Source organism: Burkholderia sp. ZZQ-2 (assembly GCF_050768715.1).
In the GTDB taxonomy this organism is placed as follows: domain Bacteria; phylum Pseudomonadota; class Gammaproteobacteria; order Burkholderiales; family Burkholderiaceae; genus Burkholderia; species Burkholderia cepacia.
Genome location: NZ_LDVA01000110.1, coordinates 40,565 through 64,830, shown reverse-complemented (window position 1 = coordinate 64,830; position 24,266 = coordinate 40,565). Strand labels below are relative to the sequence as shown.

At 65.0% G+C, this 24,266-nt stretch carries 20 protein-coding genes; 9 read left to right on the top strand and 11 right to left on the bottom strand.

The features are described from left to right. Window position 1: 1 nt before the first annotated feature. The 7 genes from ABY44_RS05985 to ABY44_RS05955 all read left to right on the top strand — a co-directional run bounded on the left by ABY44_RS05985 (window position 2) and on the right by ABY44_RS05955 (window position 8,131). Window positions 2-1,297 carry a multicopper oxidase family protein gene (locus ABY44_RS05985; RefSeq protein WP_027789826.1) on the top strand — a complete coding sequence of 432 codons (1,296 nt, stop codon included), beginning with the start codon at window positions 2-4 and terminating at the stop codon, window positions 1,295-1,297. Between the two features lie 68 nt (window positions 1,298-1,365). After that, the gene (locus ABY44_RS05980) at window positions 1,366-1,713 is read left to right on the top strand and encodes a copper-binding protein (protein WP_060171613.1); all 348 of its coding nucleotides are present in this window, start codon (window positions 1,366-1,368) and stop codon (window positions 1,711-1,713) included. A gap of 14 nt (window positions 1,714-1,727) precedes the next feature. After that, on the top strand, window positions 1,728-2,108 hold the full coding sequence (copC, locus tag ABY44_RS05975) for a copper homeostasis periplasmic binding protein CopC (protein WP_060171739.1): 381 nt from the start codon (window positions 1,728-1,730) through the stop codon (window positions 2,106-2,108). Continuing rightward, a complete protein-coding gene (locus ABY44_RS05970; protein ID WP_060171610.1) occupies window positions 2,105-3,046 on the top strand; it encodes a CopD family protein in 942 nt (313 codons plus the stop codon). The genes copC and ABY44_RS05970 overlap by 4 nt, the downstream gene beginning before the upstream one ends. A 214-nt stretch (window positions 3,047-3,260) precedes the next feature. Next, entirely contained in the window at window positions 3,261-5,075 is a 1,815-nt protein-coding gene (locus ABY44_RS05965; protein WP_060171608.1) for an ExeM/NucH family extracellular endonuclease, read from the top strand. A 733-nt stretch (window positions 5,076-5,808) separates the two neighbouring features. Further along, window positions 5,809-7,656 (top strand): S10 family serine carboxypeptidase-like protein, encoded by a 1,848-nt coding sequence (locus ABY44_RS05960; protein WP_060171606.1) that lies wholly within the window; start codon window positions 5,809-5,811, stop codon window positions 7,654-7,656. A gap of 43 nt (window positions 7,657-7,699) precedes the next feature. After that, window positions 7,700-8,131 (top strand): hypothetical protein, encoded by a 432-nt coding sequence (locus tag ABY44_RS05955; protein WP_049098427.1) that lies wholly within the window; start codon window positions 7,700-7,702, stop codon window positions 8,129-8,131. Between the two features lie 65 nt (window positions 8,132-8,196). Here the strand turns inward: ABY44_RS05955 and ABY44_RS05950 are convergent, their stop codons facing one another. After that, window positions 8,197-8,400, bottom strand: a complete 204-nt coding sequence (locus tag ABY44_RS05950; protein WP_060171604.1) for a helix-turn-helix domain-containing protein — start codon at window positions 8,398-8,400, stop codon at window positions 8,197-8,199. A 35-nt stretch (window positions 8,401-8,435) separates the two neighbouring features. Continuing rightward, window positions 8,436-9,446 carry a GlxA family transcriptional regulator gene (locus ABY44_RS05945; RefSeq protein ID WP_060171602.1) on the bottom strand — a complete coding sequence of 337 codons (1,011 nt, stop codon included), beginning with the start codon at window positions 9,444-9,446 and terminating at the stop codon, window positions 8,436-8,438. An 88-nt stretch (window positions 9,447-9,534) separates the two neighbouring features. Between ABY44_RS05945 and ABY44_RS05940 the strand changes: the two genes are divergently transcribed. Further along, on the top strand, window positions 9,535-10,635 hold the full coding sequence (locus tag ABY44_RS05940; protein ID WP_060171600.1) for a DJ-1/PfpI family protein: 1,101 nt from the start codon (window positions 9,535-9,537) through the stop codon (window positions 10,633-10,635). A 17-nt stretch (window positions 10,636-10,652) separates the two neighbouring features. Here the strand turns inward: ABY44_RS05940 and ABY44_RS05935 are convergent, their stop codons facing one another. Together ABY44_RS05935 and ABY44_RS05930 are read right to left on the bottom strand one after the other, a co-directional pair. Continuing rightward, window positions 10,653-11,072 (bottom strand): hypothetical protein, encoded by a 420-nt coding sequence (locus tag ABY44_RS05935; RefSeq protein WP_060171598.1) that lies wholly within the window; start codon window positions 11,070-11,072, stop codon window positions 10,653-10,655. Between the two features lie 138 nt (window positions 11,073-11,210). Continuing rightward, entirely contained in the window at window positions 11,211-12,290 is a 1,080-nt protein-coding gene (locus ABY44_RS05930) for an MDR/zinc-dependent alcohol dehydrogenase-like family protein (protein ID WP_060171591.1), read from the bottom strand. A gap of 110 nt (window positions 12,291-12,400) precedes the next feature. Between ABY44_RS05930 and ABY44_RS05925 the strand changes: the two genes are divergently transcribed. After that, complete coding sequence (locus ABY44_RS05925) at window positions 12,401-13,192, top strand: helix-turn-helix transcriptional regulator (protein WP_060171589.1); 792 nt, start codon at window positions 12,401-12,403, stop codon at window positions 13,190-13,192. A gap of 97 nt (window positions 13,193-13,289) precedes the next feature. Here ABY44_RS05925 and ABY44_RS05920 read toward each other — a convergent pair whose 3' ends face one another. The 7 genes from ABY44_RS05920 to ABY44_RS05890 form a co-directional block, all read right to left on the bottom strand. Beyond that, on the bottom strand, window positions 13,290-14,768 hold the full coding sequence (locus ABY44_RS05920) for an aminotransferase class V-fold PLP-dependent enzyme (protein WP_060171587.1): 1,479 nt from the start codon (window positions 14,766-14,768) through the stop codon (window positions 13,290-13,292). 256 nt (window positions 14,769-15,024) lie between these two features. Continuing rightward, on the bottom strand, window positions 15,025-15,330 hold the full coding sequence (locus ABY44_RS05915) for a TrfB-related DNA-binding protein (RefSeq protein WP_060171586.1): 306 nt from the start codon (window positions 15,328-15,330) through the stop codon (window positions 15,025-15,027). A gap of 18 nt (window positions 15,331-15,348) precedes the next feature. Next, on the bottom strand, window positions 15,349-15,606 hold the full coding sequence (locus ABY44_RS05910) for a PAAR domain-containing protein (RefSeq protein ID WP_081072723.1): 258 nt from the start codon (window positions 15,604-15,606) through the stop codon (window positions 15,349-15,351). A 70-nt stretch (window positions 15,607-15,676) separates the two neighbouring features. Continuing rightward, window positions 15,677-17,020, bottom strand: coding sequence for a hypothetical protein (locus tag ABY44_RS05905; protein ID WP_060171737.1), 1,344 nt, complete (start codon window positions 17,018-17,020; stop codon window positions 15,677-15,679). A gap of 274 nt (window positions 17,021-17,294) precedes the next feature. Further along, window positions 17,295-18,773, bottom strand: a complete 1,479-nt coding sequence (locus tag ABY44_RS05900; protein WP_408580890.1) for a virulence factor — start codon at window positions 18,771-18,773, stop codon at window positions 17,295-17,297. Then, the gene (locus tag ABY44_RS05895; protein WP_081072724.1) at window positions 18,770-21,082 is read right to left on the bottom strand and encodes a T6SS effector phospholipase Tle3 domain-containing protein; all 2,313 of its coding nucleotides are present in this window, start codon (window positions 21,080-21,082) and stop codon (window positions 18,770-18,772) included. Before ABY44_RS05895 ends, ABY44_RS05900 begins: the two co-directional genes overlap by 4 nt. Window positions 21,083-21,086: 4 nt before the next feature. Then, entirely contained in the window at window positions 21,087-23,855 is a 2,769-nt protein-coding gene (locus tag ABY44_RS05890; protein ID WP_060171585.1) for a type VI secretion system Vgr family protein, read from the bottom strand. Between the last annotated feature and the right edge of the window lie 411 nt (window positions 23,856-24,266).

The window sequence follows — 24,266 nt, the reverse complement described above, 5'->3', positions numbered from 1 at the left end:
CATGGTGTCCCGTCGACAATTTCTCAGCCACTCGGGCGCCGCGCTGCTCGGTTCGGCGATGGTCAGCAAGGCCGGCGCCGCGTCGTTGCCGGAAGCGCCCACGATGGCGAAAACCGGCACGCAGCCGCCGCTCGTGCCGCCGAACGGCCGGCCGTACACGCCCGTCGCGACGCTGAACGGCTGGACGCTGCCGTGGCGGATGAAGAACGGCTGGAAGGAGTTCCACCTGACGGCCGAGCCCGTCGTGCGCGAGATGGCGCCCGGCATGAACGCGAACCTGTGGGGCTACAACGGCCAGTCGCCCGGGCCGACGATCGAGGCCGTCGAAGGCGACAAGGTGCGCATCTTCGTGACCAACCGGCTGCCCGAGCACACGACGATCCACTGGCACGGGCTGCGGCTGCCGAACGGGATGGACGGCGTCGGCGGCCTCACGCAGCCGCATATCCCGCCCGGCAAGACCTTCGTCTACGAGTTCCAGCTCGAGGCGCATGGCACGTTCATGTATCACCCGCACGCCGACGAGATGGTGCAGATGGCGATGGGGATGATGGGCATGTTCATCGTGCACCCGAAGGATCGCGGCACGATGCCGGTCGATCGCGACTTCGTGTTCCTGCTCGCCGCGTACGACATCGATCCGGGCAGCTACACGCCGCGCGTGAACGAGATGACGGACTTCAACATGTGGACGTTCAATTCGCGCGTGTTCCCGGGCATCGATCCGCTGCCGGTGCGCGCGGGCGACCGCGTGCGGATTCGTTTCGGCAACCTGACGATGACGAACCATCCGATCCACCTGCACGGCTACAGCTTCGAAGTCGCGGGCACCGACGGCGGCTGGATTCCGCCGGCGGCGCGCTGGCCGGAAGTGACGGCCGATGTCGCGGTGGGCCAGATGCGCGCGATCGAGTTCACCGCCGATCGCCCGGGCGACTGGGCATTCCACTGCCACAAGTCGCATCACACGATGAATGCGATGGGCCACCAGGTGCCGAATTTGATCGGCGTGCCGCAGAAGGATCTCGCGCAGCGCATCGGCAAGCTCGTGCCCGACTACATGGCGATGGGCAGCACGGGCGGCGCGATGGGCGGCATGGAGATGCCGCTGCCCGACAACACGCTGCCGATGATGACGGGCACGGGCCCGTTCGGGCCGCTGGAGATGGGCGGCATGTTCACGGTCTGCAAGGTGCGGCAGGGCCTCGGCCGCAACGACTATCGCGATCCGGGCTGGTTCAGGCATCCGAAGGGCACCGTCGCGTACGAGTACACCGGCGAACTGCCGGACGGTTGAGCAGCAGCATGCGGCGGCCGTACCGATGCGGCCGCCGGTTTCCATTCACTCACACGGGAGTCGACACGATGAAGCAGGGACTGGTTTTGATGGCAACGGGTTGGGCGCTGGCGTTTTCCGCCGCGTCGTACGCGGCGGGCGACATGGCCGGTATGGACATGAGCGGTGGCGCGAAGCAGGAAGCCGCGGCAAAGCGGAGCATGTCGCACGGCGAAATCCGCAAGGTCGACACGGCTGCGGGCAAGCTGACGATCAAGCACGGCCCGCTCGACAACCTCGGGATGGACGCGATGACGATGGTGTTCAAGGTGAAGGACCCGGCGATGCTGTCGCAGGTGAAGGTGGGCGACAAGATCGACTTCGTCGCCGAGGACGTGGGCGGCGCGCTGACCGTCGTCGAGCTGAAGAAGCCGTGACGCGAGGCATGAACATGAAGATCACGACTCTCAGGCGGCTGGCCGCCGTCGCCGCGGCCGGCACGATCGTCGCGGCCGCGCCGGTCGCCGCATCGGCGCACGGCAAGCTGGAAAGCGCCGCACCGGCGACGGGCAGCACGGTCGACACGGTGCCCGACACGTTGCGGCTCACCTTCAACGAAGACCTCGAACCGACGTTCAGTTCGGTGAAGGTGTCGGACGCGAACGGCAACGCCGTCACGCAGGAAAAGGCGAAGGTCGATGCATCGAACCCGCGCGTGATGACCATTGCGATGCCGAAGCTCGCGCCGGGCGCGTACACGGTGCAGTGGGTCGCGATGACGGCCGACGCGCATCGCACCAAGGGCGCCTATACGTTCAAGGTGAAAGGGTGAACGACGGCTTCGTCGGTCTCCTGCGGCTCGTGTCGGTGGCGATCCAGAATGCCGGGTTCGCCGTCGTCGTCGGCGCGCTGCTCGGCAGCCACTGGCTCGCGCGCGGCGCGTCGGCGTGGCAGCACGGCATCGGGCGGCGGCTCGTCGCGACGCTGCGCATCGCGTCCGTCGTGTCGCTGCTTGCCAGCATTACCGCGTTCTGGGCGCACTGCGCGCTGATGAGCGACGTGTCGATGCTCGACGCCGGGCCGGCCGTCCGCGCGATGCTCGCGGGCACGGGGTTCGGTCATGCGTGGCTGGCCGGCGCCATATTCATGCTCGTCGTCGTGCTGCTGTCGTTCGTCAGGCGAGCGCACGATTCGCGTTTTCCGTTCGCGATCTGGGCCGCGCTCGCCGGTGTCGCGCTCGCGCGCAGCAACGGCGGGCATCCGGTGGACGCAGGGCTGTTCAGCGTGCCGGTATGGGTCGACTGGCTGCATCTTCTGGCGATCAGCGCGTGGGTCGGGCTCGTGCTCGTGACGGCGTTCGGCGTGATGCCGCGGCTCGTCGGCCTGCCCGCGAGCGAACGCACGACGGGCGCATCGTTCGTGCAGTCGCTGTCCGATGCATCGACATATGCGCTGATCGTGCTGTTCGCGACCGGCGCGTACAACGGCTGGCGCGGCGTCGACACGCCCGCCAACCTGCTCGCGTCGACGTACGGGCAGATCCTGCTGCTGAAGCTCGCGCTGGTGCTGATCGCCGCGGCGCTCGGCGGGCACAACCGCTTCTTTGGGATGCCGAAGCTGTTGGCCGCGCTGAAGGACCCAGCCGCCGCGATGCCGGCTGTTTCGCTGAAACGGTTCGGCACAGTGCTGCGGATCGAGGCGGTCGTGCTCGGCGGCGTGCTGATGGTGGCGGCCGTGCTCGTGTCGAGCGCGTTGCCGGGGACGGTATAGCGCGGCGGACCATGCGCGAAGGCACGCGGGGGAATCGTCGCGAGCACGACGAATTTATTGCCGGACGATTTCCCCGCGTTTTCAGGCCCGAACGTGCGATCGGTGGCGATCGCAGCGTGATGACGACAATTACATCGGCCTGTCTTTCGATTACCAAAAACTGTCATTGAGCGCCGCTAAGCTTTCGCCACCCTCACAACCGGGATTCCCCGTCATGCGCTCGACAATCCGCCTCTTCACCCCGCTATTGCTGCTCCCGACGCTCGCCGCGCCGGTTTTCGCCGCCACCGCCGCGCCCGTCAGCCCGAACTGCGGCGGCAGCACGACGCCGATCGCCGACATCCAGGGGCCGGGCGCGCCGTCGCCGCTCGCCGGCCAGAACGTGTCGATCGAAGCCGTCGTCACCGCCGATTTCGGCGGCACGGACGGCTTCGGCGGCTTCTTCGTCCAGCAGGCCGACGCGCAGCGCCGCAACCAGTCGGGCGTGTCCGAGGGCCTGTTCGTCTATGCGCCGAAAGTGCGCGCGAAGGCCGGCGACCTCGTGCACGTGACGGGCAAGGTCGAGGAGAAGTACGGGCAGACGCAGCTCACGCAGTCGGGCGCGATCGCGGTGTGCGCGAACGGCCAGACCGTCACGCCTGCGACGCTCACGTTGCCGGTCGACAGCCCGAACGCGTTCGCCGCGTATGAAGGGATGCTGGTGCGCCTGCCGCAGACGCTGAACGTCACCGACAACTACGAACTCGGCCGTTACGGCAGCGTGATGCTCAGCAACGGTCGCCTGCGCACGCCGACGAGTGTCGTGCCGCCCGCGCAGGCACAGACGCAGATCGATGCGAACGCACGCAACCGTCTCATCCTCGACGACGGCTCGAACAAGCAGAACCCTACGACCGTGCCGTATCCGGCGCCGGGCCTGTCGGCCGCGAACACGCTGCGTGCGGGCTACACGGTGCGCGACGTCGAAGGCGTGCTCGAAGTGCGTTACGGCGCGTGGCGCGTGCAGCCGCTGCCCGGCGCGGCCGTGCCGGCATTCGACGCGCGCACGAACCCGCGCACCAATGCACCCGCGCGCGATCCGAAATCGAACCTGCGCGTCGCGTCGTTCAACGTCCTCAACTACTTCAACGGCAACGGTCTTGGCGGCGGCTTCGACGATCCGAACAACCGCGGCGCGAAGAACTTCCAGGAATTCCAGCGCCAGGAAGCGAAGATCGTCAGCGCGCTGAAGGCGATCGACGCCGACGTGATCGGCCTGATGGAAATCCAGAACAACGGCTACGGCGAACTGAGCGCGGTGCGCCAGCTCGCGGCGAAGCTCGGCAACCACTGGCGCGTGGTCGACCCGGGCGTGTCGCGCCTCGGCGGCGATGCGATCACGGTCGCGATGATCTACGACAGCCGCAAGGTCGAGCCGGTCGGCCGCGCGGCCACGCTCGCGATCGACGACAAGAACCGCCAGCCGCTCGCGCAGTCGTTCCGGCTGGTCGGCGGCAACAAGCAGTCGCTGACGGTCGCGGTCAACCACCTGAAGTCGAAGAACTGCCCGGACGCCACGAACGACGATCTCGACCAGGGTGACGGCCAGGGTTGCTGGAACCCGACGCGCACGCGCGCGGCGGCGAAGGTGGCCGACTGGCTCGCCGGCAACCCGACGGGCGTCGCGGGCCAGGGCGTGCTGCTGATCGGCGATTTCAACAGCTACACGTACGAAGACCCGATCCGCACGCTCGAATCGCGCGGCTACCGCAACCTCGTCGCGCGCTGGATCGGCGCGAATGCGTACAGCTACGTGTACAACGGCGAAGCCGGTTATCTCGATCACGCGCTCGCGACACTGCCGCTCGCGTCGCACGTGAAGGCCGTGCACGAATGGCACATCAACGCGGACGAGCCGCTCGCGCTGCAGTACACGCTCGCCTACAAATCGGCGGAGCAGCAGAAGACGTTCTACGCGCCGGATGCGTATCGTTCGTCGGATCACGACCCGGTGCTGATCGATATCGCGCTGCCGGGCGGCGGGCATTGAGCGCGGGTTGAACCGGCTTCGCGATGGACGACGTGCGGCAGGTGCGCACGTCGTCGCGCGGGCGGCGGCGGATGAATCGCACGCCGCTCGCGCATCGACAAACCCGGCCGGATATCGGGTAAATAATTCCACTGGAACCGATGCAATTCCGCGAAATCGGTATTTTATGGATGGCAGGGAGGCATAAGCCCCGGATTGAAGAATGATTGAAGTGAATCGAATCTTCGAATCAAGCCTGCATTTCGCCGCAATGCATTAATCGATTGGCGATAATAAAAATGAAAGAAAAATCCTGTCGATCTGAAGGTATTGAGCGTGCTGCATCAATACAGTAAAGGCTTCGTCGTTGTTCGCGAAAAAGTAAAATATTCGGCGCGGCATTGCCGACGAGACGCACCTTGCACGAATAATCCCGTTTTCTTTCAAATGCCAGACACTGGCGGCCCTTCGCATCATTGCGGGATTTTTAATATCGGAATGATCTTTGACAACGCGGCGCAGCACCGCCTATTTTGTCGATGTCGTAAATTTCGGTAATCAGAAAAGAAGTCCAAACTGCAGGGGGCGGTTCAAGCACGATTCTCGCCAGCAGTTTGCTGTGTCTGTATCACGTTCAGTCTCTTGAAGCAGTCCGATCCCAACCGCCTTTGCGCGAGTGGCGGGTGTTGCTGCGCGTCTCGCCAGTGAGGGCGGCCTTTGTGAAGCGGTATCCGAACCAGCCACAAGGAACGAGATGAAACCAGACAGGAGCAGTACCGGCAACCGCCGTGCCCGTCGCGGCCGGATGGCCGGGCTAGGCGCATTGACCGCGATGACACTCGCGCTCTCGGCGTGCGGCGGCGACGATTCATCGTCCGTCGGCGCATCGAGTCTCGCGCAGACAACGGCCAGTCAGCAGGCCAGCGCGCAAGCGGCCGGCAGCCAGACACCGGCGGCCAACCAGCCTTACGTCGACCAGGTCGCCTATTCGTTGAACGCGGGCGACGGCCTCGCGCCCGCCCAGGTGTCCGAGAAAGCGGCCGTCATGCATTACCAGTGGAAAAACGGCGGCACGACCGTCAACTACACGACGACCACCGGCCACCTGACCGCGCAGGACGCGAACGGCAATGCGGAAGCGTCGATGTCGTACGTCGCGTACACCGCGCCGAGCACGAACGGCAAGCCGCGCCCCGTCACGTTCGTCTATAACGGCGGCCCCGGCTCGTCGTCGATCTGGCTGCGTCTCGGCTCGTTCGCGCCGACCCGCGTGGCCACGCCCGATCCGGGGTTCGGCAGCAACTGGCCGAACTATCCGCTCGTCGACAACGCCGACAGCCTGATCGACACCACCGACCTCGTGTTCATCGACCCGCCCGGCACCGGGCTGTCGGAAGCCGTGTTGCCGAACACCAACCAGAAGTACTGGAGTTCCGACGCGGACGTGAACATCATGCGCGACTTCATCCAGCGCTACCTGAACGTCAACAGCCGCGGCACGTCGCCGATCTACCTGTACGGCGAGTCGTACGGCACGCCGCGTACCGACATGCTCGCGCTGGCGCTCGAATCGGCCGGCGTGCACCTGACGGGCATCGTGCTGCAGTCGGCGATCCTGAACTACTTCGCGGATGCGGTGGAAGCCGTGGCGATCACGCAGTCGACGGAGGGGCTGCTGCTCGAAACCGATACCGTGGCCGGTTACCTGCCCGGTTATGCGGCGGTCGCGGCGTACTTCAACCAGGTTTCGCCGGCACCGGTGAACCAGGATCTGTACGCACTGCAGACGGAACTGTTCACGACGCTGATCTACAACCAGCTGCAGAAGTATTCGCAGTCGTGGGTGTTGAGCCAGCTCGGCATTCCGGATGCGCTCGGCACGCCGGTGTTCCCGAGCGACGCGACGCTCAAGCTGTGGTCGATCCCGTCGAGCCTCACGCAACAGGCGCTGCGCGGCTACTTCAACGCGAATCCGTTCGGCACGAGCCTGCTGCCCGGCACGACGATCGGCCGGTATGACGGACGCGTGTCGTTGCCGAACTCCGATCCGCGGCTGCAGAACGACGGCGACCCGTCCGACATCCTGATTTCGCAGCCGTTCACGAACGCGCTTGCGACGCAGATGCCGGATTACCTCGGCTACACCGCGCCGAACGCGACGTACCTGCCGCTGAACGACAACATCATCGGCGTCTGGGACTTCTCGCACGACGGCCAGCCGATGCCCGACACGATCCCCGATCTGCTCGGTGCGCTGCAGCTCAACCCGAAGCTGCGCGTGCTCGCGGAGAACGGTTTCCACGATCTCGCGACGCCGTTCTTCAACACCGAGAAGCAGCTCGCGCGGCTGCAGACGGTGAAGGGCCTGAATCCGAAGCTGCAGGTGAACTTCTTCCAGGGCGGCCACATGATCTACCTGGACGACGTCGCCCGTCCGCAGATGAAGCGGGACCTGAAGACGTTCTACAAGGGCGCGCGGATTCCGACGGCACTGACGCTGCACACGCTGCCGCCGCCGTGGCCGGATGAAAACCCGCCGGGCGTGCCGACCGGCAGCGTCCCGGGCGCGACGGCCGCGACGACGCTGGCGGCGGCCCCTTGAGCGACGGACTCCTTGTCAAAGGAACCCTCTATTCATCCATTGAATGCGAGTGATCATGTCCCTAATCAATTTGATGCGGCGTATGTCCCCGTTGATCGTCCTCGGTGCCGTGATGAGCAGTGCCCACGCGTTGCCGCCGCAGTCGGTGGCGCCGGTGAAGCTGCCGCACGGCGGGCACGGTGTCGACGGTCCGTTCTTTCCTGCCACGCGGGCGGCGCCGGTGCTGCCGTCGACCGGCGCGACGTTGCAGCAGCAGGCGCAGCAGCGTGTCGATGCGCGGCTCGGCGCCAATACGGTGCTGAGCAACGGCGCGGCCGTGACGAAGGCGCAGGCGCAGAGCAGCGGCCTGGGCTTCGTGTCGAAGCACTTCGACGAGATCGATGCGAAGCACACCGGCCGCGTGACGATGAGCGATGTGCGGCAGTTCATCCGGCAGCGGCAGGTGCAGGCGCAGCAGGATCAGCAGGACGAGTGACGTAGCGGGCAGGGCGGCGGCCGGCGCGGGATCGTTCGCACCGGCCACCGGAAGGTGACAGGCGTTCAGGTTGCGTGGCGCGCGTAGCGCTTCGCGATGGCCGACGGCAACTCGCCGGACATCGCGCGATAGTCCCGCGCGAAACTGCTCAGGTGCCGGGAGCCCCATTTGGTGGCCGCGGCAGACGTCACGGAATCGCCGAGCCGAAGCTCGCGGCGTGCGTGATTCAGGCGCACGACCCGCAGGTACGCGACGGGGTTCAGGTTCAACGTATCCTGGAACGCGTATTGCGCGGTGCGCCGGCCTACGCGATCCGCTGCCGGTCGCGCCTCACGCCGAAGCGTGCGCGATAGTCGCGCGGCGAGACGCCGACCTGCTTCGCGAATGCGCGCTGCAACGCGTCGACGCTGCCGAATCCCGACCGCTCGGCGATCCGCTCGAGCGGCCAGTCGGCCCGCTCCAGCAGCGCCTTCGCGCGCTCGACGCGTGCCGCAAGGACGAACTGCGCGGGCGATCGTCCGGTTTCCTTGAGGAAGTTGCGCGCAAACGAGCGTTCGCTCATGTGCATCCGTGCGGCCAGCGCGGCGACGCCGAGATCGCCGGTCGGATCGTCGGCGATCCCGGTGAGCAGCGTCCGCATGCGCGGCGTCGCGTTGGCCTGGATATCGAGCCCGACGCTGAACTGCGCCTGCCCGCCGGGACGGTGCACGAACAGCACGAGTTCGCGCGCGACCGCGAGCGCGGTCGGCGCGCCGCAGTCCGCCTCGACGAGTGCAAGACACAGATCGATGCCGGCCGTCACGCCGGCCGACGTATGAAACGGCGGATCGCTCACGTAGATCGCGTCCGGTTCGATTCGCGCGTCGGGGCACAGCGCCTGCAGCGTCGCACACTGGTTCCAGTGCGTGGTCGCGCGCTTGCCGTCCAGCCATCCGCCCGCGGCGAGCACGAACGCACCCGTGCAGATGCTCGCGATGCGCCGCGTGTCCGCGATTCGCGTGCGCAGCCACGGCAGCACGCCGGCTTCCGACGCCGCGTGTCGCAGTGCCGCTTCATTGCCGCCGGCGACGACGATCGTGTCGATCTGCCCCGGCAGCGCCGCCAGCGGGGCCGTACCGGCGAGGCGCAGGCCCGCGTGCGTGACAATGTCGTCGCCGTGTTGCGACGCGAGCGTGAGCCGGTACGGCAGCGCATGGTCGGGAAGATGACGGTTCGCGACCGCGAACACTTCCATCGGGCCCGTGATGTCGAGCGACTGGACGCCTTCGAAGCCGACGACAACGATGTCGCGTGCCGAACAGGTTGACTGGGACATGGCGGAAAGTGCGGTGGAGTTGTCCTTGTGACCGCGAGCATGATCCTTGTAATTTTCCGGACGTGCAATCGACGGATACGGGTGGACGATGTGGTCAGGGAAGACAGGCGGGGCAGTGCTGCTCGTGTGCGCGGTGCTGGGCGCGTGTGCGGCGGGGTGGCCGGCACCGGTGTGGGCGGAGGACGCACCGCCGGTCGCGCGAGCGCTCACGGTCGGCGCGCCGAAGGCGGGCCGCGTGCGACCGCTCGTGGCGATCGTCGCGGACAATGCAGGAACGGAGACGACCGATTTCATCGTTCCGTACGCGATTCTGAAGACGTCCGGTGCGGCCGATGTCGTCGCCGTATCGGCCGACGAAGGCGAGGTCGAACTGATGCCCGCGTTGCGCATGCTGGCCGACACCACGTTCGACCGGTTCGACGCGACCGTTCCAGCCGGGGCGGATGTCGTGATCGTCCCCGCGCTGCACGGTGCCGACCGGCCGGCGGTGCTGGCGTGGTTGCGCAAGCAGGCCGTCGGCGGCGCGACGATGGTGGCGATCTGCGATGGCGCGGAAGTCCTCGCTAACGCGGGCCTGCTCCAGCATCGCACGGCGACGTCGCACTGGTATTCGCGCGACCGCCTGCGTCGCCGCTTTACCGGGACGACGTGGGTCGACGATCGCCGCTATGTGATGGACGGCGACGTCATGACGACGACCGGCGTGTCGGCGTCGATTCCCGCTTCGCTGGCATTGGTGAGTGCGCTGGCGGGGCCGGCCGCGGCGCGCGAGACCGCGCGGCGCGTCGGCGCGCAGGCATGGAGCGACGTTCATGACGGCAGCCGGTTCGTGTTGACCGCGCCGGCGGTGGCGGTCGCATTGACGAACCGCCTCGCGTTCTGGCGGCACGAGACGTTCGATCTTCCGGTCGAAGACGGGTTCGACGAGCTTCCGGTTGCATTGACCGCCGACGCGTGGGCGCGGACCTGGCGCAGCGACGTCGTCGCGACGGCGGGCGCGCGCGTGATCGAGTCGAGGCACGGGCTGCGGTTGCTGGCGCAGCCGGCGACTGCCGGGCACGCGCGCGTGGCGATGCTGGCCGGACGGCGTGGCGAATCGGTGCTTCCGGGTGTGCTCGGAGACATCGCGGCACGTTACGGCGACGCGACATCGGGCTGGGTCGCATTGCAACTGGAGTATCCGAAGTAGCGGCGCGTCGCGCGCGCTTACTTCACCCACTCTGCGAGCTTGGGATCGGGGTGAGGCAGGAGATCCTGCGACGCGGTGGGCTCGGCCACCCATTTCTTCCCGTTCCAGTGGAAGTCGGCCTGCGTTTCCGACCCGTGGCCGTTCGAGTAGATGACAGCGGTGCAGGCGGCCTGGCCCGGGTAAGTTGGGTTTTTGGCGCCGATGCAGGACCCGAGAAACACCAACACGTCGCCGAGGCCGAACCGCTCCTGCATCGCGTAGGTCGCATCGAAGTCCGAGAGCCGGTCAGGGACGGGCGTCGCGTCGCACGCGGCGAGGCTCACGGCAAGCAGCAGCGCGGCGGCCCGGCCGGCATGCTGCCGGTTGCACGGGCTGTCGGAGGAAGGGGCGCCGGCGTCGGCGCGCTTCCGCGCGCGGGAGTTTGACGGGCAGGGCATGCGGGTTTCGGGTGACGGACACGACGGGCATTGTGCCGGAATTCACTGGCGCCCGGGCTTGGCCGGTGGACACTCGCGCAGTGTTTCGCGCGCGCTTTCCACCGGATCGCGCTCCGCCACGATCGCCGCGTGCCGAGGTCAGGGCGCGATCACCGTCACCTTGAACGGCCCGCCGTTCGCGGCTGCATGCGCGACCGCATCGTTCGCGTCGTCGAGCGCGAACGCCGTCACGTCGAAATGCCCGAGATCGAGCAGCCCGCCGTGAACCAGCCCCGCCATCAGCGTCACCGCTTCCGTTGGATACATCCACTTGCCGCGCAGCGTGATGTCGTTGCGCATGATCCATGGATACGGCAACTCGAGCCCCGCCCCGCCGAGCATGCCGACGCCGCCCATCAGCACCACGCGCCCGTAGGGGCGCACGGCCATCACGGCGGCACGCACCGTCGTCGCCGGCACCGAAGGCGGCATCAGGTCGATCACGCAGTCGATCGGCCCCGGTGCCGCCTGCTGCATGCGGGCGCGATCCGCGGCTTCGTCGCCGATCAGCTCGACCGTGCGCACGCGATCGCCGAAGCGGCGCTCGAGGTCGGCCAGTACGCGCGCATTGCGGCCGGGCGCGACCACGCACCGCGCGCCCATGGCCAGCGCCACCGCGATGCTTGCGCTGCCGAAGTGGCCGGTCGCGCCGCTGACGAGCAGGATCTCGCCCGCGCGCAGGTCGGACGCGAGCAGCCCGCCGTACGGCACGAGCAGCGTATTGAGCGCGCACCAGCGCGCGGCGTCGGCCGATGCGATATCGCCGATGCGCACCGCGTTCTCGGTCGGCACGCGCAGCCGCTCGGCGAACGGGCCGTCGTGAAAATACCGCTGCAACTGCTTGCCGCCTTCGCCGCGCGCGCTCCAGCCCTGCAGCACGATGTCGGGCATCCGCGCATCGTCGCGCGAGCGCACGGTCGGATCGCAGAACACCCAGTCGCCCGGTTGCAACTGCGTCGCATCGGGGCCGGTTTGCCGGACCCGGCCGATCGCGCCGCAGCCGGGGACGATCGGCAGCGCGATCGGATAACGACGCTCGCCGCTGAACACTTCCCGCGCGTAGGGCAGAACCGGCGTCGCGACGACATCCACGATGACCTCGCCGGTGCCGAGCACGGGATCGGGCATCGTCTCGACGGCGAGCGGCAGGCCGAGTGACTTCAGGATCGCAGCTTTCATGAGGGTTCCCGAGGGTGGGGGACGCGCCGATTCTGGCAGGCTTAGAATCCGCAACAAGGCCCGGCGCGAGCCCAGGATCGGCCAATACCACCCTGCACGGAGCGAACCCGATGACCGTCACCACGCGAACCCCGTTCGGCGATTTCCTGCGCTCGCGGCGCAAGAAGCTGCGGCCGGATGCCGTCGGCCTGCACGGCGGCCCGCGCCGGCGCACGCCCGGTCTGCGGCGCGAGGAAGTGGCGGAACTGGCGGGCATCGGTGTGGACTGGTACGTGCGGCTCGAGCAGGGGCGTGACGTCAGCCCGTCGGATGCGACGCTCGACGCGCTGGCACGCGCATTGCGGCTGGACAAGGCCGAGGCTGCCCATCTGCGCACGCTCGCACGGCGCGACGAGGCGCGTGCGTTCGTGCCGGAGCGTGTGCCGCCCGCGATCGCGCGGCTCGTTGCCTATCTTCAGCAGCCGGCCTACGTGACCGGGCGGCGCTGGGACATCCTCGCGTGGAATGCCGCCGCGGCCGAACTGCTCGGCTTCGACCGGCTGGCGGAAGCCGATCGCAACATCCTTGTCTACATGTTCGTCGAGCCGCACGCGCGTGCGCTCTTCGCCGCGAGCTGGGCCGGCGAGGCGCGCCGGATGATCGCACTGTTTCGCGCGAACCACGATCTCTACGCGAGCGAGCCGGCATTCGTCGCACTGGTGGAACGCTTGCGCGCCGGCAGCGTCGAGTTCGCGCAATGGTGGGATGAGCACGACGTGCGCAGCGGCGTGTCGGGCGAGAAGGTGCTCGTCCACGCGCAACGCGGCGCGCAGCGCTACGAGTACGCGACGTTCCAGGCGAACGACGATCCCGCGCTGAAGCTGGCGATCTATACGCCGATGGACGGCGATGAAGGGAAGTGAGGCCGAGTAGGCCGGCGTCACCGCGCGTTCAGGCAGCGAAGCGTCGGCTTCGTGCGTGAACGCGGGCGGTGCGGTGTGACGAAGGAAGCGTGCCGGCTCAGGCCGCGCGTCGTGCGGACAGGCGATTCCACAGCATGCCGGCCCGGCTGCCGCTTCCGCAGTACGCGAGCACCGGCTTCTGCAGCGTATCGACGAGCGCGCCGAATGCGTCGATGTCCGCCTCGCCGATGCGGTCGCGCTCGACCGGCAGGTAGCGCGCGTCGAGGCCCAGTTCGCGGGCCGCCGCGGCGATTTCGTCGAATGCCGGCTGGTCGACGCCTTCGCCGTCGGGCCGGTTGCAGATCACCGAGCGGAAGCCGGCGTTGCGGATCGCCTTCAGGTCGGCCGGCGTGATCTGCCGCGAAGCGGAAAACCCGTTCGCGGCCGTCGCACGACACTGCTCGATCGCGCGGCGGAAACAGGCGATCGCGAAATCGACGTCCTGCTCCGTCGTAAAGCGGCCGAAGCTCACGCGCACGGTGCGGCCCGCCGTCTCCGCGTCGAGGCCGATCGCGGTCAGCACGTGCGACGGTGCGCCGCTGGCCGAGTTGCACGCGGAGGTCGACGACACGGCGAGCGCTTCGTCGAGCATGAACGGGAAGAAGCCGGGCGCATTCACCGTCAGGCTCAGCGTGTGCGGGATGCGGCGTGCCGTGGCCGCGTTCTGCGTGACGTCGCCGAGCGCGGCCAGCGCGTTCGTCAGGCGCGTGCCGAGCGCCGCGATCCGCGCGGCTTCGCCGTCGAGCTTTTCAGCGGCCAGTTCGCATGCAACGCCCATGCCGACGATCTGATGCGTCGCGAGCGTCCCTGAGCGCAGGCCGCGCTCGTGGCCGCCGCCGTGGATTTGCGGGGAGATCCGGTTGGCGATGTCGCGGCGCACGAACAGCGCACCGATACCCTTCGGGCCGTACACCTTGTGCGCGGACATCGACAGCATGTCGATGCCGAGCGTGCGCACGTCGATCGGCGTCTTGCCGAGCGCCTGTGCGGCGTCGACGTGGAGCAGCGCGCCGGCGGCGTGCACGATGCGGGAGATGGCGGCGATATCGGTCAGCGTGCCGAGCTCGTTGTTCACCAGCATCAGCGACACGAGGCCCGTATCGGGGCCGATGGCGGCAGCGACCGCGTCGGCGGTGATCTCGCCGTCGCGCGTGGGCGCCACGAACGTGACCGACATGCCGTGCTTCGACAGGTTCGCCATCGTGTCGAGGATGGCCTTGTGCTCGATGCGGCTCGTGATCAGGTGGCGCTTGTCGGTCGCGTTTTCCGCGTAACCCTTCAGCGCGAGGTTGTTCGATTCGGTGGCGCCGGACGTCCAGACGATCTCGTCGGCATCCGCGCCGATCAACGCGGCGACTTGCGCGCGGGCCTGCTCGACCTTGTCTTTCGCCAGCCGGCCGGCGGCGTGCGAGCTCGATGCGGGATTGCCGAAGATGCCGTCGAAGCCGAGGCAGGCCGTCATCGCTTCGATCACGCGGGGATCGGCGGGCGTCGTGGCTGCGTAGTCGAGGTAGTGCAGCGTGGTGGGTTCGCTCATGTCCGTCTCTTGCTCTGTTCTTTCAGAATGGGAGAAATGATACGGGGGACAGAAGGGAAAAAGGATCCAAAATGGGTCGGTGTTTGGGTCTGACGTGGAATGTGGTTTTGTTTTTGTGGCGATTGGGGGAATTTGTTTCTTGATCAATGGCGCCGCGCGAGATGGCCCCGTCTCCGGGTTGCGGGGGAAACGATGTCCCGCGACGTCTGCGAAACGGGGAAGGGGGCGCGGCGTTTCCCCCGGCTCGACCGGGTGGTCACAGCGGATCGATTGGCGTGGCCCGTCGGTGAGTGTCGCGCACCCATGCATGCAAGGCGCTTTCGTACCTGGCAGGGATCGTGATCGTCAGTGTGGTCAGGCGCGTGTCGTTGCCCGGCAATGCCAGATATCGCTGCCACGCTCTCCGTACCAGCTGCGACATGGCGGAATTGGTGATGCCGAGTTCGGCGGCGAGCTTGCGCTGCGACCGGCCCCTGACGAAGATTTCGAACAAGGCCCACCGGTTCACCGGCTTGATCCGGGTATCGTGCAGCCTCAACAGCTGAAACTGTTCGGCTGTCATGCGTCGAATCTGTGCCATTCAGATGCGCCCGGAAGTTTGCAGGGTAGAAATCAATGCCGCTCCGCAGGACGTCTTGTGATTGTGGAATGCGGCGGGGCGGCCTTCGACATCGAATGCCATGTCTCCTTCAGCAATCACGCAGGCGCCGTGAAGCGGGCACGAACATGCATCGCCGACGCGGGCGACCGCGCGTCCCATCACCTTGCTCGTCGCCGCCCCGGATTCGACCCGGCCGCCGTGAGTGTGCAGGTCGCCTGTTCGAATGATGCCTCGCATATAACCCCTTTCCTGTGTGCTTCGGTGTGGCGGTCGAGTTCGTGCTCAACGCGCCGTGTGTCGGCTTGCATCACCATGAGTAGCCCTGCATCCCGTAGTTGGTGTCGTGACGGCGCCCCCACCACGGCAGGTAAGCGTTGTTCCCGCCACGCGCACGGAACCAGTCCTCGTTCGGATCGATCGGCGTGAGATTGGCCGGCGGCATGACCACGACGGCCGCGGGGTGTCTCGGGTCGGTCGTGCCTGCGACGAGCGCGTTGCCGCCGTAGTGATTGATCCGGCCGATCGCCAGCGCAACGTCGGTCAAGGCGCTGCCGGTTCCCATGTCGCCGAGCAAGGCCGCGGTGTTGAACGCCTGATTCTTGTGGTCGTACTCCGGCAGGATTTCGGTGAGTGTCTGCGATAAGCCGACAAGTCGCGCCGATGCGGCGTCGCTACCTGCGCCGGCATCGTGAACGATGTACTTGATCTTCGGGACGGCGATCCCGGCATTGCGTGCGGCCTGGTCGATGGTTGCCTTCCACGCTTGCACCGTTCGTGTCGTGCCGGCCTTCTGCGAAAACTCGGCGGTGTTGCCGGTCGCTGCCTTGCCGATCCACGCGAGCGGTTCGCGCTCGGTGTTGAAGGTCGGACCGGCGAGGAACAGCACGACGAGGTTCTCGTTGATCTGCGCATCGGTGGGCGGGAAATTGGGCGCGTCCCAATTCATCACCCACACGCTCTTGTCGGGGTTCGCTTGCAGGTAGTCCAGCGCGTTGTTCAACGACGTGAAGCCGGCGTTTGCACCGCCTTGCGTGATCTGCACGTCAGGGGGCGTGTCGCGGCTCCACAGAGTTTTGGGAGAGGGCGGGCCGATTTCATAGAATGTCATCATTCGATCGACCAGGCGCGATCGAGCAAACGTTGCGTCGAGACGAGTAGGAATAGCAATTTCGACGCGTATGCCGGCGAGTTCGCGCCAGTCCTTCTGATTCTTGGGGTCCACTGTGTAGAAGTACTTTGAATTCATCCCATAGCGCGTTCGAAGCAGCAGTATGGATTTATCAATGTACTTGGCATAGAAGCCTTTGAACGTCTCTTCCCCTTCGTTGCCGTAGACCAGTGCGCCAATTGACCGAAGCGAAGAGAATTTTTCAGGCTTGGTCCGCACCATATCGTCGTTCTTGTTGGGTGTAACAAGCCCTTGCGCCCACAACAGTTGCCACTCTGTCGGATAGTCCATCCGTTGCAATGGATTCAACCAAATCATGCCGACGACTTGCGCAACGGGGTTCCTGGCCGGATCGTCTGTACGGGCGGCTTCCAGAGTGGGGGGAATGGGGTGCGTCTCTGCTTGGGCCGGCCGTGCCATGGCCGTGGTGAATAGGAAGGTCATGAGCGCCAGCAAGCCGGGCACAGCTACGAATCGTTTCATCCAATCTCCTATTTCCAAGTGTGCCGGGTCTGGTTGTTCCACGTGTGCCATTAGTGTGGCCATCAGTAGAACCGCGACTATCCAAACCATAACGGCGATCGCGATGCGCCGGGATCGAGTAGCGATCAGAGCCCTCATGGCAACCCTCCATCATTCAGATAGATCTGGCCCTCGCGCTCGTCTTACTATTCGGATGGCTATCTGGAATGCCATCCTCGATGTGATTCGGTGTGGCGGGCGCGTTCACACGCAACGTGCCGCGTGTCGGCTTACATCACCACGAATAGCCCTGCATCCCGTAGTTTGTGTCGTGACGACGCCCCCACCACGGTAGATAAGCGTTGTTTTCGCCACGCGCACGAAACCAGTCCTTGTCCGGATCGATCGATGTGAGCTTCGACGGTGGCATGATCACGACGGCAACGGGGTGTTTCGGGTCGGTCGTACCTGCGACGAGCGCGTTGCCGCCGAAATGATTGATCCGGCCGATTGCCAGCGCAACGTTGGTCAATGCGCTACCAGTGCCCATGTCGCCGAGCAAGGCCGACGTGTTGAACGCCTGATTCTTGTGGTCGTACTCCGGCAGGATTTCGGTGAGTGTCTGCGATAGACCGACAAGTCGCGCCGATGCGGCGTCGCTACCGGCACCGGCATCGTGAACGACGTACTTGATATCTGGAACCGCGATCCCTGTGTTGTGCACCGCCTGGTCGATGGTTGCCTTCCATGCTTGTACCGTTCGCGTCGTACCGGCCTTCTGCGAGAATTCGTCGATGCCGCCGGTCGCGGCCTTGCCGATCCACGCGAGCGGTTCGCGCTCGGTGTTGAAGGCCGGACCGACGAGGAACAGCACGACGAGGTTCTCGTTGATCTGGGCGTCGGTGGGCGGGAAATTGGGCGCGTCCCAATTCATCACCCACACGCTCTTGTCGGGGTTCGCTTGCAGATAGTCCAGCGCGTTGTTCAACGACGTGAAGCCGGCATTTGCACCACCTTGCGTGATCTGCACATCAGGGGGCGTACTGCGGCTCCATACCTTCGGAAAATGTGGGTTACCGATGGAAAACGTCTTTCGAATCGAGTCTTGCAAGTAACTTTGAGAGTCAGTCGCATCCAGTCGCTCAGGAATGGCGAGCTCGACGCGAATACCCGCCAGTTCATGCCAATTTTTTCGATCGTCAGGACTCACTGTGTAGAAATACTTCGGGTTTGTCGCATAGCGTGAACGTAACAGCAGTGGAAATTCGTACATGTATTTGTGATAGAAACCCTTGAATGTTTCTGTACCTTCATTCCCGTAGGCAATCCCAGCGACTGATTGGAGTGTCGAAAACGACTTCGGGTCAGTACGCATCATGTCGTCGTTTTTGTTTGGTGCAACAAGCCCTTGCGTCCACAGCGTTTGCCACTCTGTTGAATAGTCTTTGCGTTGCAACGGATTTAGCCAAATCAGACCGACGACCTGTGCAACGAAGGGCCTTGCGGGTAGTTCAGAGTGAGTGACTGTAGTGGCTGTAGCGGGCAGCGGCACCGCTTGCGCGGTACGCGTCATGGCCGTGGTGAGTAAAAACACCATGAGCGCTAGTAAGCCGGGCACGACTACGAATCGTTTCATCCAATCCCCTATTTTCAAGTGTGCCGGGTCCGGCTGTTCTACATGCGCCATTAAAGTGGCTATCAGCAGGGTCGTGACAATCCATGCCATGGCGGCGATGGCAATGCGTCGCGGCCATGTTGCGATGATTGCTCTCATCTGGAACCCCCGATCTTGAGATAGAACTGGCCTTCGCGGTCGTCCGCAATTGAAGTGGGAATCTTTCCTTCGCTGTTTGCAATGTGAATCCATTGATGCATAGGAAGTTGATCGATTTCGCCGCGTGCAAAATAGTCGTAGTACTTTTTTACTGGACTGTCGTTGGATATCCCTTTGCCCATTCGCCAGTCCGCCTCAATTCGAAGCGCTTTCATTTGGTCAGGCGTCAGGTAACACGGACCGATCGCCACGTCATACGCAAGCGCTTTTTCCGCATGCTCCGGGTTGGTCATCGTCGTCGAGTGGTTCGTCGGGCTGTTCGTCGTACCGCGATCGAGCCAGTCCACGATCTGCTTGTCTCGCCATTCCTTGTAGTCGTCCGGTAGAGCGCTTTTGCCATCCTCGCCGATGACGTGGCCGTCGCTGTCGACCCACTCCGTGTTCAACGTGCGGCGCGCCTCCATCCTCATCTGGGCGCGATCCTCGTAACGCTGTCCGGCTTCGCTTTCGGCCGTGCCGTGAGCATCGCCGTCCTCGTTCTTCGCCTTGTACTGGTCGTAAGGATCGTCGGCCTGTTTGTCCGCATCGGCCTTGCTCGCATTGCGCCATGCGGATGGCGGATCGTTGCCTTCGTTGAAGGTACTTGTCGCTTCGCCGTCCTCGGTCAGAATGGGCTTGTCGAACCTCAACGCCTGCGGCGGAAACGTCTCGTCCAGGGCCGGTGCGTCCGCCAATACCTCCCAACCCTTCGGCGGATCGGCATTCACGCGAAACATGTTCATTGCCGAACTGACCCCGGTCGCGAGGAACATGATCGGCGCGGAGAACAGCGTTGCCGCCATTCCCCACACCGACTCATTTCCCTTGAGCGCACCGATCAGATTGAACTTTGCCGGCGGCGATGGCGGATACCAGAAGCCCCTCTTCGTGCCTTTCTTGCCGTACCGCCAGTCGTCTTCCCAATAGCGGTAGCGCTTCTGCACACCGACATCGAAGCCGGACGCGAACACGCGCTGCGTCAGGACGCCGTGAACGCCGATATCCGTCAGTTCGTGCCTGTCGATGCCGCGCCAGCCGATACCCTGCACGGTGATCGCCGAAATCACCTGATCGTGCGGACAGCAATACGCGGTGACGCGCCCATACGTCGATCCGTTCAGGCCGTGGCGCGCACGGTCGGCCAGTGCGGTATACGACTTGTTGCTCGTCGGCGATACCCGGTTGTTCGCCATGTCGGCATCGACCGTGTCTGGCGACGGTTCATGGGCAGCGCGATCGCCAATCATCGACAAGAATGTGCGGAGCGTCTGAGTGCGCGCTGCGTAGGTCTGTCGGCCGCGCTTGCCCTCGGCATCCTTCGTCGCACGTTGCGACCAGGTGTCCATGAACGTGTCGGATTTGTGCGGACCTTCACTGTTCGCCAGGCTGTACGGCGCATTGGCCAGCACATAGGCATCCGCGACGCATCGCCCCTTGCGCCCCCACGGATCTTCCACTTCCGGTAACGCGTCACCGAAGAACGCGCCCGTGAGGCCGACGATATTCCCCTGGCTGTGACACACAACGGTGATCGGCACGTCGGCGCGCATCTTCCGAATCGACTCGATCAGTTTGGCAAGCCGCAACGCGGCAAGCACGCCATAGGCACGCGGCGGCGCGCGATACAGCGGCCGGTTGGTCGGGTTGATCCCTTGCACGGTTATCCACCCCACGGCTCGGTCGTCGAGGCCACCGTGCCAGAGATCGGGCAAGCTCGAACAGCCGTTGGTGAACGGCCCGCCTCCCCAATAATCCTTCTCGTTGAGAAAGATCTTGTCGCCGTATTCCTTCAGTTCTTCCAGTGTCGCCTTGTAGCCCCACCGAAAATGGATAACGGGCGAAAACGATGGATCAGATTTGACATAGTTTCCCGCCCAAAGCTTCGGATTCAGAAACCCCTCCGGCGTCACGCTCTCGGTGTACTTCGCAGGCGTCAACTGCCCGGCGTCGACCCCGTGATACGTCATCTGGTCGTCCAGGCGTCCCAGCCGACGATTCAGGCCCTTGCACAATCCCTCTTCGGACGCCTTGTACCATTCGCCCTCGGAGTTGACGCCGTGGACGAAGATGACGACGCCGGGCAACGGCAGTTGCTTGACGCAGATGAGCCGCTTGTCGTTGTCGAACAGTATCGGTCCCTCGGCTCTGCCGACGACGACAGGCGGCGGTTCGGAGTGCGATGCAGCGGTGGCGGGTGCGTCGGTCGTCGTGTCGGGCGCGTCGGCGCGCGCGCCCGCTACTGGCCGATGGTCGAGAATCGAATCGGTCATGGTCTTAGCCGTTCTTCTTGATGAACTGCACCGACAGCGTTTCGAACTGGTCGCCATGCACTGCGGGCAGCTCGCCGGCCGCGTCGGTGGTCAGGTTCGACAGCGCTTCGGATGCCCGCTGCAGGTGCCCGTCGAACCCCGCCACCGCATCGCCGTCGGTCGCGCGAACGAGTTTCGGCACACGGCCGAGCGGGGCGTGGTCGAACGTCGGCATGTCGGTGCTCATGCTGGCCGGGCCGCCCCACGCGTGGCCTGCCGACTTCACGGTGAACGTGCCGGGGCACCCGAGTTCGATGTCGCCGCCGTTCAGCTTCAGGTACGCACCGCCCGACGTGACGAACACGACCTGATCGTTCGCCATGCCGGCGAGCTTGCCGCCGGCCGCGGTCAACTGGATGTTCTTCGCGGAATCCACCTGCGTGTCGTCGTCCTGCGACTGGATCGTCACCTTCCCGCGATTCGCGATGGCCGACACGCCGCCGCTGTGCGCGAACATCGCGACGCCATGGCCGCCGTGCAGGTTGATGCGCTCGCCGCTCGCGACCTGCACGTGCCGCTGGGCAATCTGGTCGATGTTCTCGCCCGCATACATGACATGCGTCCTGGGCGTGACGTGCAGCGATCCTGCCTGTGCGCCGAATGCCATCAAGGCGGACGTGTCGCCGGCGGAACCGGCATCCGCAAGATCGGGCTTCCAGTGACGGAACGCATCGGCGATCTTCTCCTGCCCGGCGGTATCCGTGGCTCGTCCGCCGTGCTGGCCGGCATAGTCGCCGAGCGAGTTGAACAGCATCATGCACTGGTCGAGCAACTGAATCAGTTCGTCACGATCGAGCTGACCACCGGTCGCGCATGTGCGCGCATAGGTCGAGAACAGGATGCCCTGGGCCGCGCGCAAGGCCGCCGCGGCATCGGTGCGCAACTCCGCGCCTTCGCCCCGATCGGCACCGTGTCCATCCTTGCGGGGCTGCGTCAGATAACCCAGGTTCAACTGGGTATGCGCATGCTCGCTCGCCAACTGCGCGGATATCTGCGACGGCGTATCGTCCAGGCGAAGCTGGTTGTACCGAGCGCCCTTGATTTCCTTCGTCTTGATCCCGGACACGTAACGGTTGCCGGGCAGCGCACCGGTATGCGTGAACGTCGCGGGCGGGTTCGCGCCGTTGCTCAGCACGCCGATGATGACCAGGCGGTCCGGATCGCCCGACAGGCAGCCCAGCAAGACTTCCATCCCGACGCGGGGCAGAAAGAGCGTGCCGAAGTTTGCGCCCGCCAGACTCGCGCCGACGCGTATCGGTGCGCTGTCGCCGGCCGACCCGTTCGTTCCGGCGCCTTGCGCGTGTTCGTGATCGGCGGGATCGAAGCCATGAATCCGTACGCGCACGCGGCCGGTCGCGTCGCAGAATACTTCCTCGCCCTGCGTGCCGACGATCGTGCCGGTCAGCAGGTGAGCCGGCGGGAGGTCGATTGTCGGATCGTAGGACGGCGTGAGCAGCACGCCGCGACGCACGCACGTGAAATGGTTCTCGTAGCGCGTATCTGCCTGTTCCGACGCATCGGCCGGCGCGGGTGGGGCGGCTTGCGCGAGGTTCCGGCTGGCTGCGTACAGCGCGATTACGCGGCCGGCCAGGTCTTTGGGAAGGTTGTTCCGGATGTCGTGCCGTACCGACGTCACGACGAACTGCCGCTGCTCGGCCGGCTTCATGTCGAGTTCGGGGTCGCCCGTCAGCGTGAACCAGCAGCCGACCGGCATGTCGCGGACGTGGCCGATACCGTCGTAGCGCTCCGCCGCGAACTGGTGGGCGAGTATCCGGTCATGCGTGATGCGGTCGTGATCGTTCCACGAGTCGCCGACGTGCGGAATGTCGATCGCGACATCGGTCAGCAGCCGGGCCAGGTCGTTGCCGGCGTCGCCCTGATCGATGCTCGTCGCGATCGCGGAATCGTCCATGCGCGCCTTCTTGTAGTCCCACGACGGACGGCCGGCTTTGCCGGGGGACAGGCGCTGATGATGCGCAAACAACGTCACCGTATCGCGTTGCGCGGTTCCCGAATCGCGCGGATGAAGGCGCACGGTGCCGGCAGGCGATTCCGGCAATCGCAGCGGGTCGTCGCAGAACACGAGCGTGTGGATCGGCCGCTCGTCGGCCGTGCCGCGCGCGTTGCCGACCGCCCACGCCTTTGCAAAGACGGTGATGCCTTCGCGTCGCAACAGCCGGCGCACGAAACGGGCGTCCGACTCGTTGACCTGCCGCGTCAGTTCGCGTGCCGGATAACGTTCGGCTCGCAATCCCGACAGGTCGAAATCGAACGCGCGCGCGAGGGCGGGGCTGCGTTGCCGCCATTCGTTCAGCAGCGTGCCGAGGATGTCGATGATGTTTCGCGACCGGAATACCCGGGAATTGATGCGGCGGTCCATCAACGACAGCGCATCGCAGATGCGTAGCTGATACACGGTCAACTCGCCGTCGGATTGACCGGCCTGCACGTCGTGCACGATCGCATTGATCGCCCGCACGTCGCCCCGGTCGGTCGTCAGCCGGACCGACACCGGCAGGCCGAGAAACAGCGTGGGCGCCAGATGGGCGTGGGTGGATATGCAGGTCAGCTGCCCGTCGATTCCCGACATCAATCCTTCGCGAATATCGGCGCGATGAAGCTCCAGCAGATGGCCGACCGCGTGTTGCGCCTGCCCGAAATGCAGAGCGACAGGCCGGTTGTTCCAGTCGACCAGACCGGACGCAAAGTTTCGTAATGCTGTTGCTATCGACATAACGGCAATCTCGTTGCTTTTCTGGCTTCGTATTCTTTGAGTCGGACTTTCAGTGCGGTAAAGCAGTGGTGATCGTGATTTCGGTGCGCAGAATATCAAACAATGGGGGTTTTAAAGGTTTATTGGTATTTTGAGATGGAAATCAATTCGCTCTGAAACGGTGTTCGACATTTTTCTGATTTGGCGGGGTGTTTTGTATTAATTGGAAAAATCCTATATCGGGTAGTCAGGGTTGGTATTTGTCGCTATCCCTTTCTGGGTGGTTGAGAGGTGGAGGTTGCGGGCAACTATGCTGAACCGGATTGGATGTCGGTAATTGAAAATTCGACTTGTCTTAATTCGGATATAGATAAGGTGGAATTGAAATATAAAAATCGATGTGCGTGCGATCGCGCTCGTGCACTCGGTATG